The organism is Plantactinospora sp. B5E13, assembly GCF_039871775.1.
GTDB lineage: Bacteria > Actinomycetota > Actinomycetes > Mycobacteriales > Micromonosporaceae > Plantactinospora.
This window is the reverse complement of the sequence record NZ_JBDPLT010000059.1, coordinates 1-14,481: the sequence shown is the minus strand read 5'-3', so window position 1 is coordinate 14,481 and position 14,481 is coordinate 1. Positions and strand designations below refer to the sequence as shown.

At 67.4% G+C, this 14,481-nt stretch carries 13 protein-coding genes; 5 read left to right on the top strand and 8 right to left on the bottom strand.

What is annotated here, in order from left to right:
- The first annotated feature begins 108 nt into the window (after window positions 1–108).
- Complete coding sequence (locus tag ABGB05_RS32765) at window positions 109–3,201, top strand: ABC transporter ATP-binding protein (RefSeq protein WP_347657833.1); 3,093 nt, start codon at window positions 109–111, stop codon at window positions 3,199–3,201.
- 267 nt (window positions 3,202–3,468) lie between these two features.
- Here ABGB05_RS32765 and ABGB05_RS32760 read toward each other — a convergent pair whose 3' ends face one another.
- The 7 genes from ABGB05_RS32760 to ABGB05_RS32730 all read right to left on the bottom strand — a co-directional run bounded on the left by ABGB05_RS32760 (window position 3,469) and on the right by ABGB05_RS32730 (window position 8,554).
- Window positions 3,469–3,744, bottom strand: a complete 276-nt coding sequence (locus ABGB05_RS32760) for a hypothetical protein (protein WP_347657832.1) — start codon at window positions 3,742–3,744, stop codon at window positions 3,469–3,471.
- 136 nt (window positions 3,745–3,880) lie between these two features.
- Complete coding sequence (locus ABGB05_RS32755) at window positions 3,881–4,168, bottom strand: HAD family hydrolase (RefSeq protein ID WP_347657831.1); 288 nt, start codon at window positions 4,166–4,168, stop codon at window positions 3,881–3,883.
- Window positions 4,135–4,389, bottom strand: a complete 255-nt coding sequence (locus tag ABGB05_RS32750; RefSeq protein WP_347657830.1) for a hypothetical protein — start codon at window positions 4,387–4,389, stop codon at window positions 4,135–4,137. The genes ABGB05_RS32755 and ABGB05_RS32750 overlap by 34 nt, the downstream gene beginning before the upstream one ends.
- Before the next feature lie 123 nt (window positions 4,390–4,512).
- Entirely contained in the window at window positions 4,513–5,205 is a 693-nt protein-coding gene (locus ABGB05_RS32745; RefSeq protein WP_347657829.1) for a glycerophosphodiester phosphodiesterase family protein, read from the bottom strand.
- A gap of 109 nt (window positions 5,206–5,314) precedes the next feature.
- Window positions 5,315–6,655 carry an ABC transporter substrate-binding protein gene (locus ABGB05_RS32740; RefSeq protein ID WP_347657828.1) on the bottom strand — a complete coding sequence of 447 codons (1,341 nt, stop codon included), beginning with the start codon at window positions 6,653–6,655 and terminating at the stop codon, window positions 5,315–5,317.
- 43 nt (window positions 6,656–6,698) lie between these two features.
- The gene (locus ABGB05_RS32735) at window positions 6,699–7,574 is read right to left on the bottom strand and encodes a carbohydrate ABC transporter permease (RefSeq protein WP_347657827.1); all 876 of its coding nucleotides are present in this window, start codon (window positions 7,572–7,574) and stop codon (window positions 6,699–6,701) included.
- Window positions 7,574–8,554 (bottom strand): sugar ABC transporter permease, encoded by a 981-nt coding sequence (locus ABGB05_RS32730; RefSeq protein ID WP_347657826.1) that lies wholly within the window; start codon window positions 8,552–8,554, stop codon window positions 7,574–7,576. Before ABGB05_RS32730 ends, ABGB05_RS32735 begins: the two co-directional genes overlap by 1 nt.
- Before the next feature lie 137 nt (window positions 8,555–8,691).
- Here ABGB05_RS32730 and ABGB05_RS32725 point away from each other — a divergent pair, with 137 nt between their 5' ends.
- On the top strand, window positions 8,692–9,471 hold the full coding sequence (locus ABGB05_RS32725; protein WP_347657825.1) for a DeoR/GlpR family DNA-binding transcription regulator: 780 nt from the start codon (window positions 8,692–8,694) through the stop codon (window positions 9,469–9,471).
- A gap of 188 nt (window positions 9,472–9,659) precedes the next feature.
- Here ABGB05_RS32725 and ABGB05_RS32720 read toward each other — a convergent pair whose 3' ends face one another.
- Window positions 9,660–10,313, bottom strand: a complete 654-nt coding sequence (locus ABGB05_RS32720) for a CatB-related O-acetyltransferase (RefSeq protein ID WP_347657861.1) — start codon at window positions 10,311–10,313, stop codon at window positions 9,660–9,662.
- Between the two features lie 276 nt (window positions 10,314–10,589).
- Here ABGB05_RS32720 and ABGB05_RS32715 point away from each other — a divergent pair, with 276 nt between their 5' ends.
- From ABGB05_RS32715 to ABGB05_RS32705, 3 genes are all read left to right on the top strand, one after another.
- Window positions 10,590–11,144, top strand: coding sequence for a TetR/AcrR family transcriptional regulator (locus ABGB05_RS32715; protein WP_347657824.1), 555 nt, complete (start codon window positions 10,590–10,592; stop codon window positions 11,142–11,144).
- Between the two features lie 116 nt (window positions 11,145–11,260).
- On the top strand, window positions 11,261–12,607 hold the full coding sequence (locus ABGB05_RS32710; RefSeq protein ID WP_347657823.1) for a hypothetical protein: 1,347 nt from the start codon (window positions 11,261–11,263) through the stop codon (window positions 12,605–12,607).
- Between the two features lie 685 nt (window positions 12,608–13,292).
- Window positions 13,293–14,481, top strand: a 1,189-nt coding sequence (locus ABGB05_RS32705) for an endo-1,4-beta-xylanase (protein WP_347657822.1), incomplete at its 3' end; no start/stop codon positions are given.

The following is a 14,481-nucleotide window of genomic DNA, read 5'->3' as shown; positions in this document are numbered from 1 at the left end:
GGCGGCAATCGACCGGTTGAAACCTCGAACCCCGGTCTGACCGTCGAAGGTGTCGCCACCCAGCGTGGCGACGTTCGGCTTGACGGCACGTTCGTCGCCGGCCATGACGTGAAAATCAACAAGGTGGTCGTTGTCAATGAGCTGGTTGACGGTGACGACGCCGCTCCCTTCCTGGTTGTCGATCGCGAATACCTGAAGAGACAGTCCGACGTGCCCAAGCGGGTCTACGTCGCGCGCTCGCCGGACTGGGCCGATGTCGTTCGCGGCTCGGATCCCGAACTTCGGTTCATCGAGCGGGAGCAAACGGAGCAGGTGCTTGCAACCGTACGGGAGGAGTTGCTGGAACCGTGCCTGCGCGGCACCGACTCGCTTCTGCACGCCGTGTTCGTGTTGGGAGCACCTGGGGCAGGCAAGAGCACGCTGGTGCGACGGGTCGCCGCGATGCTGGTGCAACTGGGCGAGTGCGTCGTCGCCGACTTCGGTGTCAACACGACGGCCGTCGCGTCACGTGACACCAAGCGCTACATCGCGGCACTGGACAAGCTCGCCGACGGTGGGATGCCTGTGATTGTGCTGCTCGACGACCCCTTCTTCGCGAACTCGGGTTGGGTCGAACTGCTGCACGCGTTGAGCCGCCCGCAGCACCGCGGAATCGCGGTCCTGGGGGCCAGCCCCGATTTTCTCTTCCAACGCTACGCACACTGGCTGTTCGACCGTCGTACGGTGGGGCAGACGATCTCCCTCGTCAAGCCCTCCAGCGCCGAGCGGCAAAGTCTCGCGACCTTGTACGGACGAGCGCCGTCGGGGTTGTCGTCGGATGACGATCTCCTGGTCATAGCGATGGAGGCAGCCGCAGGCGAGTCGTTCGCCGCCATCATCCAGCGAATCTGGACGACGCTGAACGGCGGAGTTCCGCTGAGCCCCGTCACCGACCACCGCGAACTGCCATGGCAGGTCATCGCCTTCGCGCTGGCGTGCTACTTCCACCGGAACTACGTGCTGTGCCCCGAGCCCCTGCTCAGGGCCTTGTTGATCGATGCCCTCACGGAAACTCCCCCCGCGTACCTGACCCAGGAGCTGCAGGATCTGGTTACCCGCGAAGGGTGGCAGATCTTCTCGATCCGTGGTGCGTCGGAGTCAGACGCGGTCGGCATGCGCCTGATCGGCACGACACACGCCCGCGTGTCACGGGAAGCATGGAAACATTTCCCTCTGCGGAACCTCGACATCGAAAATCGGATCACCGACATCTCGGTGCAGGTGCCGCAGGCGGTTCCGCAGCTGGCCGAGTTGCTCCTGGCCATGCACGCCTCACCGAGCAGTCGTGAGCGCGGGCTCACACAGCGCTTCGCGGCACGATGGCGCGCGGCAGTGCAGTCCGGCACCCTGGAGACGCGAGCGGTCGCCTCACTTGTCAGCCACCTACGACCCTCCCGCGGCGCCCGTCTTCGATTTCTTCCCATTCTGCGGACCTGCCTGAGAGCACAGAACGACCAGAGCTGGCTCGCCGCGTGGCAGTTGTTGCACCTGTCGTCGGCAACGTCGCATCCGCAGGAGCGGGACTTTCTCTTGAAGGTCAGCATCCCGTGGACGCTCAAGCACGCCGACTTCTCGGCCGGTCCGCGAGAGGCCGTGGAGATTGCCGAACGGCTGGGCGGGGCCGTCCGAGAATTGATCATCGAGCGGCTCATCGTCGCGCTGAAGGGCTCGCTGGGCTGGCGAGTAGATGCCCATCAGGTCGCCTGGCTGATCCGTACGATTCCGCCGCGCGAGGTCGACGCCGTCCTCGAGGACATCTACGACTGGTTGGCGGAAGGGCTCCTCGATGAGCCAGGCGTCGGCCGCACGCCCGACGATCGCGCGGTCGGTGCGCTGGTGGATCTGCTCGACAGTACGAAAATTGTCGACGCGGCCCAGCGGCAGCGGCTCTTCGATGTTCTCTTCGAGTGGATGCACGTGTCGACGGACACCGACCTCAATCTCGCCAGACGGATCGTCCGGTGCGCGGTGGAAGGCGCGAAGGCGGGGGACCTGAGCGCTGCCACCGTGATGGTGTCTCAGATACAGGAGCTGCTCCGGGCACGACCGGATGTCATCGGCGGCGTGTCGGTTGAGCTTCTCTCGTTACTCACGGACGTCCCCGGACTGGTGCAAGACGGACGAACGATCGTCGAGCTGACGTTCGCCTGGCTCCGGGGCCGTCCGGAAAGCAATCAGGGTATTTGGACCGCGCTGCTGGGGATCCTCGAGCGCTCGCCCGAGCTCGCCGACCTCAAGCCGGCCGTCGTCGAGCAGACGTTCGCCTGGCTTCGGGGCCGTCCGGAGAGCAGCCAGGGTACGTGGACCGCATTGCTGGGGATCCTCGGACGTTCGCCCGAGCTCGCCGACCTCAAGCCGGCCGTCGTCGAGCAGACGTTCGACTGGCTCCGCGACCGTCCGGAAAGCAACGAGAGTATCTGGACCACGTTGCTGGGGATCCTCGGACGTTCGCCCGAACTCACCGACCTCAAGCGCACTGTCGTCCACGGCACCTTCGCGTGGCTGCTGAGCCGTCCGGAGGCCAATGAGAGCGTATGGTCCGCGCTCTTCGGGACGTTGCGGCGTTCAATCCACCTCGTCGAGGACGCGCGGCTTATCGCGCCGGTCGCGTTCGAGTGGTTACGAGAGCGAACCGAGGTGAACGAAGGGGCATGGGGTGGCCTCCTGCCGCTGCTCTGCTGGCCGTCCGAGATGAGGCGGGAAGCGACCGAGATTCTTCTCGCGACGTTCGAGTGGGCGAGCACGCAGTCAGCACTGCCGCAAGGAGTGCGGTCAGGGCTCCTTCTCCTCCTGTCGACGCCACTCGACATCACGCCGGCCGAGCGGCGGGGCATGATTGAAGTGCTGGCTCGAGCAGTCGTCGAGTCCGACGAAAGCCCAACCATGCACGGTCGGGGAGTTCACCTTCTTGATGCCGCCACGAGCTCCGATGCCAGCCTCGCCGCGGTGGCAGAGGCGGAACTGATCTATGCCGAGGGAGCCGATCAACCCGAGCTGGAAGTTGTCTTTCCGCTGGCGTACGCGGTGTGCCAGCTCGGTCGCGAAGACCTCGCCGATCGCCTGCGTCGGTGCGTGTCCGGCACTCTCGAACGGAGTGAGAACGAGTCGAGCGTCTATCTGTCTCTTCTGGCCGCTATCCCTGAGATACTGCGCGGACAGTAAGATCTGAGCTCCTGGCGCGTTCGGCTGCGGAGCCGGTTGTCGAGACCATCGCAGCGGCCGTTACCTGGCGGACGGTAGCCGCATGATCAGATGCGGCTGACCGTCGGATGGCGGACGGGAGCCTGCAAATCCGGCGGTTGTGCCGTTGGCGGACGAACGGGCGCTGCTGGTGGACATGCCGGTCGTAGTGTCCGACCCCGATCCTGATGCCGGAGAGCGCCGTCACCGTCAGGCTGGTCGGCAGGCCACGCGCGGACAGTGTGGCGGTCACCAGGATCGCGCCACCCACTCCCGCGGCGACGGCGGCCCGGGCGTCGGCACCGTGGAAGGCGCGACCCGGCGCTGGCCGAGGGTCGCGGCCACTGCCGTGCCGAGGACCACCGGGTCGGCGCCGACCGCGGCGGCGAGCAGGACCAGGCCGGTGATCGGTCGGAACCCGCGGATCCGCAGGCCGATCCCGACGAGGGCGCCAGCGTCGTTGAAGCCGGTGAAGGTGGCGAAAAGAGCTGCCAGGGCGAGGCTGTCCCAGCTGATGTCCAGCACCGGCACCTCCGCAGGCGTTGAGCGGGAACTCCGGGTACGGGCCGGAACGCCCGGAGCGCCACCGGCCGGTTGGCCCGGCTACGTGGATGTGGATGCTGGTTGACATGCCGCGCCGGCCGGGCCGCGTTCCGTCCGTTCAGCCCACCGGGCCGGCCGGCAGCGAGGTCAGCCGGTCGACAGTGACGGTTTCCAGCGGCACCACCACGGCAGCGTGACCGTCGGCGTCGGCCAGCGCCCGGCTCGCCTCGGGTACGGCCACGACCAGGCAGCCCGCGGCCAGCGCCGCCGCGATGCCCCGGGAGGGGTCCTCCAACGCCACACAGGCGCGCGGATCGACGCCCAGCCGATCGGTCGCCGTCAGGTACGCCTCCGGATGGGGCTTCGGGTTGGTCACCCCGTTGCCGCAGACCACGGTGTCGAACATCCCGGGATCGAGTTGGCGACCGACTCCTCGACGTCGGCCTCGACGCCCAGGTCGTCGTGGACGGTCCGGACGATGTCTCGCAGACTTCCGCCGACGACCCGGCGACGTGTCTCGGTCGACAGCGTGCCGCCGGACATCTTGGCCAGGTCGTCGAGACTGACGTCCCGGAGGGGTTCACTGTCGAACGGGGTGTCGTCCATGTCGAACAGCACCGCTTCCAATGAACCTCTTTCCACACCCCTGCGGTCCGTCGGAGTCGCGCCCGGAGGTCGGGGCGCAGGCGCCGCACTGTTCCGGTGGAAGGAGGTCCAGTGGGCCGACATCCGGGGCGGCCATCTCCGCCGTCACCGGAGGGTGTCGGCAAGCCAACGTCGCAGTGTACGGGGATTGTCGCTGGTCGTCCCGTCCACGCCGAGTGCGAGCCCGCGCCGCAGATCCTCCTTGTTGCGGGTGGGCCAGCCGTGTACCGGGAAGCCCTCGTCGTGCAGCTGCTGGACGATCTCGGCGGTCAGCCCTTCCCAGCCGCTGTGTATCCGGCAGGACCCGGTTTCCTTGATCAGCTTGTGGTAGCCGCCGGGGTATGCCTCGGCGTCGGTCCAGTTGGACACGATGATGCCGCGCCGGATTCCCGGCAGCTTCTCGGCCACGGTCGCCATCGCCTCGACCGAGAAGCTGGTCAGGATCGTTCGCTCCGCGTAGTCGGCGTGATCGGGGAAGAAGTCGACCAGACCGTCGATGGCGGCGAGATCCTTGATTTCCAACTGGATCACCCGCGTTGTCGCCTGATACATCTGCTCCAGCGTGGGCACCCGCTCACCGTCGCCGACATCGATCGAGCCGATCTTCGACCAGGTCAGTTCCGCGACCGGGCCCAGGTCCTTGCCGGCCGGCTCAACGGCGACCCGGTCCAGGGTCGCGTCGTGCAGCATGAAGAGTTGCCCATCGGAACTGATCCGTACGTCGGTCTCCACCTCCTCGACGCCGATCTCTTCCGCCACCCGGTAGGACGCGACAGTGTTCTCGGGGGCTTCGGCCATTGCGCCGCGGTGTCCGACAACGGCAAATGTCACGATCTTCCTCTCGATACAACTTCTGCTTGTCGCTGGGATCCTCGTGCCGCCGGCCGGCGGCACGAGAGGTCTGGGGTCAGGGCAGCACCAGGCGCCGATACTTCGGCAGCACGCGCTTGACGGCCGGGTTGAGCTCTCGGGCGACCCCACGTAACACGTCGCGGGGGTTGGTGTCGGAGGCGTACACCTTCTGCAGCGCGAGCAGCATCTCGGCGATCGTCTCGTTCACGTACCGGCGCATCACGTCCGGCGTGCGGGCGCGGCCCAGTTGGTCCTGGGCGATCTGGTAGGCGGGAGTCCGGGTGTTGCGGTCCCGGATCTTCGGCGAGTTGAGGGTGCTGGTGGTCACCGGGAGATAGCCGGTCTCGAGGCTCCAGGCGGGCGCGCCCTCTTCGGTGAGGTATTTGATCAGTTCCCAGGTTGCCTGTTTGCGCGTCTTGGTCGCGTTGCGCATGACCGCCAGGCCACTGCCTCCGGTCGGCACGCCGGGCGCGTCCTGCTCGGGCAGGAACGCGGCACCGAGTTCGAACTTGGCCGTGTTGAGCAGCGAGGTGAGCGATCCGGTGGAGTTGCAGATGGACGCGGTCACGCCGGCCACGAAGTCGCCGTTGAGGTTGCTGGCCAGGTAGGCCATCTGGTCGTCGTGGATGAACGCCCGATCGAATTCCAGGGCAGCGATGGTCTGCTCGGAGATCAGTTGCGACACCATGCCGTCGTCGGAGTAGCTGCCGCCGAAGGCCCAGGACGAGGCCTGGAAGTACCAGTCGTCCGCGCCGGTGTAGCCGCGCATCTTGACCGGTGAGCCGCGATATGTGAAACCTTTGAGCTGGCGACCCCACTCCCGTAGTTCGCTGTACGTCCGCGGGCCGCGGTCGGGCAGTCCCGCGGCGGCGAAGATTTCCTTGTTGTAATAGAAGAGCGGCGTTGAGCGAGCCCAGGGCAGCCAGTAGACCTCGCCCCGGATGGTGCCCTCGGCCAGGAACCTCGGGTGGAACGCGTCCGTGCCGAAGTCGGCGTCGAAGTAGCCGGTCAGCGGTTCCAGCGCCTCGGCCAGGAAGTAGCGGTTCCAGGACACGTCGCCGAGGATGACCACGTCGGGAATCTGCTCCGTGGTAAGGCTGACGGCCAACTTCGAGTCGAGTGCGACGTATCCGGGGAACAGTTGGATCTCGCAGAAGATGTCATTCTGCGAACTGTTGAACCCGTCGACGACCGACTGTAGGACCTTGGCGTTGTGGGAGGTGAACGCACTCCACAGCACCACTCGGTCGCGGCGGGCGAACTGCGCCGGCACGTGCCCACTGACCTGGGCGTAATCGCCGTCCCGGCGGCCGACGCAGCCGGTCAGCCCCAAGCCGGCGGCGAGCGCGGTGGCACCGGTCAGGAGTTGGCGGCGGCTGAAACTGGTCCCGGTCACACTGGTCCCTTTCTGATCGAACCGGTTCTCAGGCAGGCGACAGTCATCGGCGGACCGCGCTGCCGGCCAGACCGGCAACGATGTAGCGCTGGGCCAACAGGAGGACGATCGCCATCGGCAGGACGACGAACAGGGTCCCGGCCATCAGGGCGCCCCAGTCGTTGATGCCTTCGTTCTCCTTGAGGTAGAGCAACCCGATCGGCAGCGTTCGCATGTTGACCGAGTTGGTCACGATCAGTGGCCAGACGAAGCCGTTCCACTCATCGATCAGGGCGATCAGTCCGACCGTGATGATCGCCGGTCGGGCCATCGGCACGATGAACGAGACGATCGTGCGCAGATGCCCGGCGCCGTCCAGTTCCGCCGCCTCCAGCACCTCCTTGGGGATCGAAAGGAAGTACTGGCGGAGCAGGAAGGTGCCGAATGCCGATGCCACGCCCGGCAGGATCAGGCCGGCATAGGTGTTCACCAGGTTCAGTTGGCCGACGGTGATGTAGTTCACCAGCAGGGTCACGTGGCCGGGCACCATCAGCGCGCCGAGCATGAAGAGGAACAGCCAGCGCTTTCCCGGGAACGGCAGGTAGGCGAAGGCGTACGCGGTGAAGATCGCCAGCAGCACCTTGAGCGTCGTCCCGATCACGGTCACCACCACCGAGTTGATCAGGAACTGGTCGAACGGGGCCAGGTTCCAGGCGTTGACGAAGTTGTCCAGGGTCAGCGATCGCGGGATCAGCCGCATCGGCCAGATGTTGATGTCGGCGCTGGTCTTGAAAGCCGTGCTGACGAAGAGGTAGAGCGGGATCAGGAAGACCAGGGCCGCGGCCACCAGGCCGACCACGCCCCACCAGCGCGTACGCCGGGGACCGGACGGGTTCTGCGGAGTGGTCTCGGTTGTCACTGCGGTTGGCATGACCGTCATCAGTAGTGCACCCTCCGCTCGACGAATCGGAACTGCAGTACGGTGATCGCCATCAGCACCACGAACATGATCATGGAGGCCGCGCTCGAGACGCCGACGTTGTTGCGGCTGAACGCCTGGTCGTAGATGAACCAGCCCAGCGTGGTGGTGGCACCGGCGGGCCCACCGCCGGTCATCAGGGCGATCACGTCGAAGGCCTGGAAGGCCGAGATCGTCTGGGTGATCACCAGGAAGAAGGTGGTCGGGGAGAGCAGCGGGAAGAATATCTTCCGGAACAGTGCCCAGTGGCCGGCGCCGTCGATCCGGGCGGCCTCCAGCAACTCCGCCGGAATCTGCTGGATGCCCACCAGGTAGACGATCGCGACGAAGCCGAGCCCCTTCCAGATCGACACGACGATCAAGGCCCACAGCGCCCAGTCGGCGTCGGTCGTCCACGTGGGGGAGTCCGCTCCGAACGCGTTGAACACCATCCGGCTGAGGCCATGATTGGGATCGAAGATCAGTAGCCAGATGGTCGCGATCGCCGCTCCGGACAGCACGTGGGGGGAGAAGGCGAGCGTCTGCACCGCGGTGGTGCCCCGGAGACGCAGCGAGAACAACAGGGCCAGCGCCAGGCCGAGCACCATGGTCACGACAACGACGGCGACCACCCAGACCAGTGTCCGTAAGAGGACCGTGGGGAAGGCCCAGCTGCTGAACAGGCCGGTGTAGTTGAGCAGGCCGACGAACTCGGCTTTGGGCGAGATGAAGTCCCAGGTGGTGAGACTCAGATAGATGTTCTCGACGATCGGCCAGTAGGAGAATACGGCGATCAGCGCCAGGTTGGGCAGCGAGAACGCGGCGAACAGCAGGTACCCGCGCCGGCGTCGGCGCACCGCGCCGGGGTGACGCTTGGCGGTCGTTTCGCCGGTACTGGTCGGCCGGTGGGCGCTGACCGACACAGCTGATCTCGGACTGAGATCGGTTGCTCCGCTGCTCACGAGCTACCACCCTCCGCATCGACGTCGAACCGCCGCAGACTCTACTGACGATCATGTGCTCGACTCTGGTCAGAAGATCGCCAATCTGTGATCATTGCGCGAACGTTTCAACCTTCTGTGCAAGGGTGCAAGCCAGCATGCCTAGCTCGTTTCAGGGCCGCGCCTTCGATCGTCAGCAGCGGATCCTCAGTTACGTCCGGAACGAGGGCCGTGCGGTCGTCTCCGAGATCGCCGACCTGTTCGCGATCGCTCCGGCGACGCTGCGTCGGGATCTGCGTGCGCTCGAGGCGCAGCGGCTGATCGTCCGGTCGTACGGCGTTTTCTACCCCACCGACATCGGCGGCTACGAGACCCCGGTGGAGTACCGGCACAAGGCCCGGACCGAGGAGCGGCTGGCGATTGCCGAAGCCGCGGTCGCCCTGATGGCCGACGTCGGCACGGTGTTCCTCGACGAGGGGGCGCTGCCGGAGGACCTGGTCGGGCCGATGCGCCGGCTGCCCCGGATGACGGTGGTGACCCGATCATTGACCGTTGCTGCCGAGCTAGGTCGTCAGACCGATCATGATGTGATCATCGTCGGCGGCCGGCTGCGGCCGGCGACCATGGGCACCGTCGATCGGTGGGCGACGGCGATGCTCGGCGAGCTGAACGTCGACCTGGCGTTCATGGGCACCAACGGGGTGTCGATCGAGCGTGGGCTGACGACTCCGGACCCGTCCGTGGCGCAGGCCAAGACGGCGGGGATGCAGGCGGCCCGCCAGTCCGCGCTGGTGTGCGAGCACACCCGGTTCGGGGTGACCAGTTTCGCGAAGTTCGCCGACGTGGCGCAGCTGACCTGGGTCATCACCGGCAAGCAGATGTCCCAGGCGTCCGCGCGGCGCTACAGCGCGGCTGGCCCCCGGGTGCTGCGCGTCTGACACTCCGGCCGTACCCGCCGAAGCCTTGGCGGTCAGGTCGGCACGCGGGCCCCGGAGCGTTGCGCTGGTACTCGACTCCGGACGCACGAGCCGTGACGCGCGGTTGGGTTGGCGTCAACCACGAGACGCGGCGCGACTGGGTCGAACGGCGGTGTTGGAGGTGGATGGATCGCCGCTGGGGAGCCGGGTCAGCGGGCGGTCGCCTCGCCTGTCGGCGCGTCCTGACGTGCGGGTACCGCCTGCCCGGCCACCGCCTTCTCCAGGTCGTCGATGCTGCCGGACATGATCGTCCGGATGTGCTCGGTGATGCGCTGGAGCGGCCAGTCCCACCAGGCCAGGGCGAGGAGGCGGTCGATGTCGGCGTCGCTGTGGCGGCGGCGGATGAGTCGGGCGGGGTTGCCGCCGACGATGCCGTAGTCGGGTACGTCGTCCACGACGACCGAGCCGGAGGCGATGATGGCGCCGTTGCCGATGCGTACTCCGGGCATCACCATCGCCCGGTAGCCGAACCAGACGTCGTGGCCGACCACCGTGTCACCCCGCCCGGGCAGTCCGGTGATGAGGTCGAAGTGCTCGGTCCAGGAACCACCCATGATCGGGAAGGGGAAGGTCGACGGGCCGTCCATGCGGTGGTTGGCGCCGTTCATGATGAAGCGCACGCCCTCGCCGAGCGCGCAGAACTTCCCGATGATCAGCTTGTCCGGCCCGTAGTGGTACAGCACGTTGCGGGTCTCGAAGGTTGTCGGATCGTCCGGGTCGTCGTAGTACGAGAACTCCCCGACCTCGATCAGCGGCGAGGTGACCAACGGCTTGAGCAGCACCACCCGCGGCTGCTCGGGCATGGGGTGCAGCACGGTCGGTTCGGCGGGAACGGGCGGCGTCACGGATCGGGTCCTCTCGGGGTCCGGGCGAACGCTTCGGATGAGCGTTGATCAGCCACTAGTGCGACAGATGGTACATTAAGTCGTTGCCACGGCGTCGATCCCCGGAGCAGACGGACACCAGCGATGACAGATGGACCACCAGCGATGACTCCCGCGGCCCCGGGACCGCAGTCCGCCCAACCGCCGCCGACGCGCCGTCGACCCGGAGGCCGCACCGCCCGCATTCGTGGACAGGTGCTCGACGCGGTCCGCGTGGAGCTCGGCGAGCGCGGTTATGACGGGCTCACCATGGACGCCGTCGCCGCCCGCGCCGGCGTGCACCGCGCCACGGTCTACCGGCGCTGGGAGGACGTCGGCGGCCTGCTCGCCGACGTCCTCGACGCGGCGGGCGAGGACGACTGGCAGCCACCGGACACCGGCTCGCTGGAGGGCGACCTCGCCGCGCTGAACCGAGAGATCCTGGCGGGAATGACCGCGCAGCCGCCGGTCATGGCAGCCCTGATCGCCGCCTCGTTCCGCTCCGAGAAGGCCGCCAGCGCCCAACAGCGGCTCTGGGAGGACCGGTACGCCCGCTGCGAGGTCGTGGTCAGCCGGGCTGTCCGGCGCGGCGAGCTTCCGCCGCACACCGACGGCCGGCGACTGCTCATCGCCGCCACGGCACCGCTGTACCACCAACTCGTGCTCCTCCGCACGCCACCCGACCCGCACCTGCCCGACCACGCGGCCAGAACCGCGGCCCTCGCCGCAGCCGCCGGAGCCTTCGCCGAACCACCGGATCAGAAACGTTGACCAGGTCGGCTTCACCGTGTGGCCGAGAAGATCCGCAGAATGGAGTGCCGATGACCTGTGACGTCTTCCGCCATACCCGTAACCGGCCGACAAACCGTCGCAGGGCTGCCAGGGGCATGGCAGCGCTGCTCGTCGCCCTGGTCGCCCCCGCCGTGCAACCGGAGGCCGCGCTCGCGGGCGCAGACGCGGGCTCTCACGTGGAGGGCGCCCTCCCGGACGGCTCGACCTACGTGATGGACGTGCCGGCGAACTGGAACGGCACGGTACTGCTCTACAGCCACGGCTACGTGCCGGACAACTCACCGAACCCCGCTCGCAACGCGCCCAGCGACAACGTCCGCACCGCGTTGCTGACGGCCGGGTACGCGCAGATCGGATCCTCGTACCCGGAGACCGGCTGGGTCGCGGAGCGGGCGGTGCACGACCAGCTCGCCACGTTGGACACGTTCCAGGCGCAGTTCGGGCGGGCCCGGCGAACGATCGCCTGGGGCACGTCCATGGGCGGCATGATCACGACCGGGCTCGCCGAACGGTTCGGTGGCCGGTTCGACGGTGCCGTGGCCATGTGCGGACTCGAACAGGGCGCCGTGGCCAACTACAACAACGGCCTCGACACGATCTTCGCCCTCCGTACGCTGCTGGCGCCGGGCTCGACCACGCCGTTGGTACGCCTGCCTGACCAGGCCACGGCCCTCGCCTCGACCGCCGAACTGATCGCCGCCCTCGACGCGGCACAGGCGACCCCGCAGGGCCGCGCGCGCATCGCGCTGGCTGCGGCGCTGCGCAACACCCCGGGGTGGACCGACCCGGCGCGGCCGGAGCCGGACGCGGACGACCACGACACCGCTCAGCGCAACCAGTTCGAGATACTCCACCAGGTCATCACCATGACACTCACCTGGCGGCAGGACGCCGAAGAGCACGCCGGCGGCAATATGTCCTGGAACACCGGCGTTGACTACGCCCGCCTGTTGGCTCACTCGGCCGTCCGGCAGGAGGTCGAGGAGTTGTACGCGCGGTCGGGACTGTCGCTGCGCGATGATCTTGCCGCGCTGGCCGTCGCGCCGCGCATCACCGCCGACCCCGCGGCGGTCGCCTACATGAGCCGGAACATCTCCTTCACCGGCCGGATCACCGTGCCGATGATCAGCATCCACACCACCGGCGACCCGCTCGTTCCCGTGCAGGCCGAGCAGGCCTACGCCGAGGCGGTCAGCGATGCCGGTCGCTCGCCGCTGCTGCGCCAGGCGTACGTGCGTCGAGCCGGACACTGCACCTTCACCACTGGCGAGATGCTGGCGGCGCTTCGCGCCCTCGACCACAGGGTCGGCACGGGGCAGTGGCCCGACACCGCCCCCGTCGCGTTGAACCGCCTCGCGGCGGCCCTGGACCCCACGGCCACCCATGCCTACCTCAGCTACCGGCCTGATCCGTACCCCAGGCCGTTCCGTCTGACGTGCTGACGCTGACCAAGGGTGTCCGCCGGCCAACACGCTGACGGACAAAGGGCTCGAGTCCCTTCGAGCGCGCAAGATCAGCCAGGGCCTGAGCCGCAGCGCTGCGGCTCAGGCCCTTCGCTGTTTTCATCCCGCACGGACGATCGGTGGTGGGCGCGGTTGTCGGAGACGGGTTGGTTGCCGCCAGCGGGCGCTTGAACGGCGTCTTGACCTGCTCTCCTGGCCGGATTCGGGCAGCATGGACCGGTCGACTCCGGCGGCGGGCCAGTTCAGGCCGGCGGTGACGGCGTACGCACCGGGCCACTGAGCTCTCGCTTGTCGGCGGGCGCACCGAAACTACCGCCGGTCGGCCGAAACTATCGCTTGATAAACCCACGACTTTCTGAAAATCTGATAGTCGTCGATGAATGTGAACGCTAACACCGCCCCATCCCCGACCCCTGGGAGGTGCCCGCGTCGTCCCCCCGAGAGTCCACCGCCCGTAGCCACCACCACCGGACGGGCCGGACCACGCCCCCAAGCTCCAACGCCTGAGCGCACAACCCGGGCGACCCACATCCGAGCAGACGCCGGACGTGGAGTCGTGCCGGCGGGCGGGCCGTGGGCACCAGACGTCCCGGCCATCACCGCCCGGGCGACTTCCGTCGTCCGAACTGGGCCAGAAACCATCCCCGCCAACCTTGGAGGAAGCATGATCTCCCGGACCCGTCCCTCCGGGCATCGACTTCGAACGCTAACCGTTTCCGGAGCCTTCGCGATCGTCGCGGCCCTCGTCGTGTCGTTGCTGCCCAATCTCGCGCAGGCCGCCGAGTCCACGCTCGGTGCGGCTGCTGCCCAGTCCGGTCGGTACTTCGGTGCCGCCGTCGCGGGCGGAAAGCTCGGTGACAGTGCGTACACGACGATCTTGAACCGTGAGTTCAACAGCGTCACCGCCGAGAACGAGATGAAGATCGACGCGACCGAGCCGCAGCAGAACAACTTCACCTTCGGTAACGCCGACCGGATCGTCAACCACGCGTTGAGCCGGGGTTGGCAGGTGCGTGGGCACACCCTGGCCTGGCACGCGCAGCAGCCGGGCTGGATGCAGGGCATGGAGGGCAGCGCGCTGCGTTCGGCGATCCTGAATCACATCAACCGGGTGGCGAGTTACTACCGGGGCAAGGTGGTCGCCTGGGATGTGGTGAACGAGGCGTTCGAGGACGGCAACAGCGGTGCGCGTCGGAATTCCAACCTGCAGCGTACGGGTAACGACTGGATCGAGGCGGCGTTCCGGGCCGCGGATGCGGCGGACCCGGACGCGAAGCTCTGCTACAACGACTACAACACCGACAACTGGACCTGGGCCAAGACCCAGGCCGTCTACAACATGGTGCGCGACTTCAAGCAGCGCGGGGTGCCGATCGACTGCGTCGGTTTCCAGTCGCACTTCAACAGCGGCTCGCCGTACAACAGCAACTACCGCACCACGCTGTCGAGTTTTGCCGCCCTCGGGGTGGACGTGCAGATCACCGAGCTGGACATCGAGGGTTCCGGCACCACCCAGGCGAACACCTACCGCAACGTGGTGAACGACTGCCTCGCCGTCGCCCGTTGCAACGGCATCACGGTCTGGGGCGTACGCGACTGTGACTCGTGGCGTTCCAGCGGCACCCCGCTGCTGTTCGACTGCAACGGCACCAAGAAGGCCGCCTACACCGCCACCCTGGAGGCACTGAACAGCGCCGGCCCCGGGCCCACTCCCACGCCCACCACCCCCACCGCTTCGCCTACCGTGCCACCGACGGGTCCGCCCGGTTCTGCCAGTGAGATCGTCGGGGTGCAGTCGGGTCGGTGTGTCGACGTGCCGAACGCTTCTCGTACGAATGGCACCCGGGTGCAGC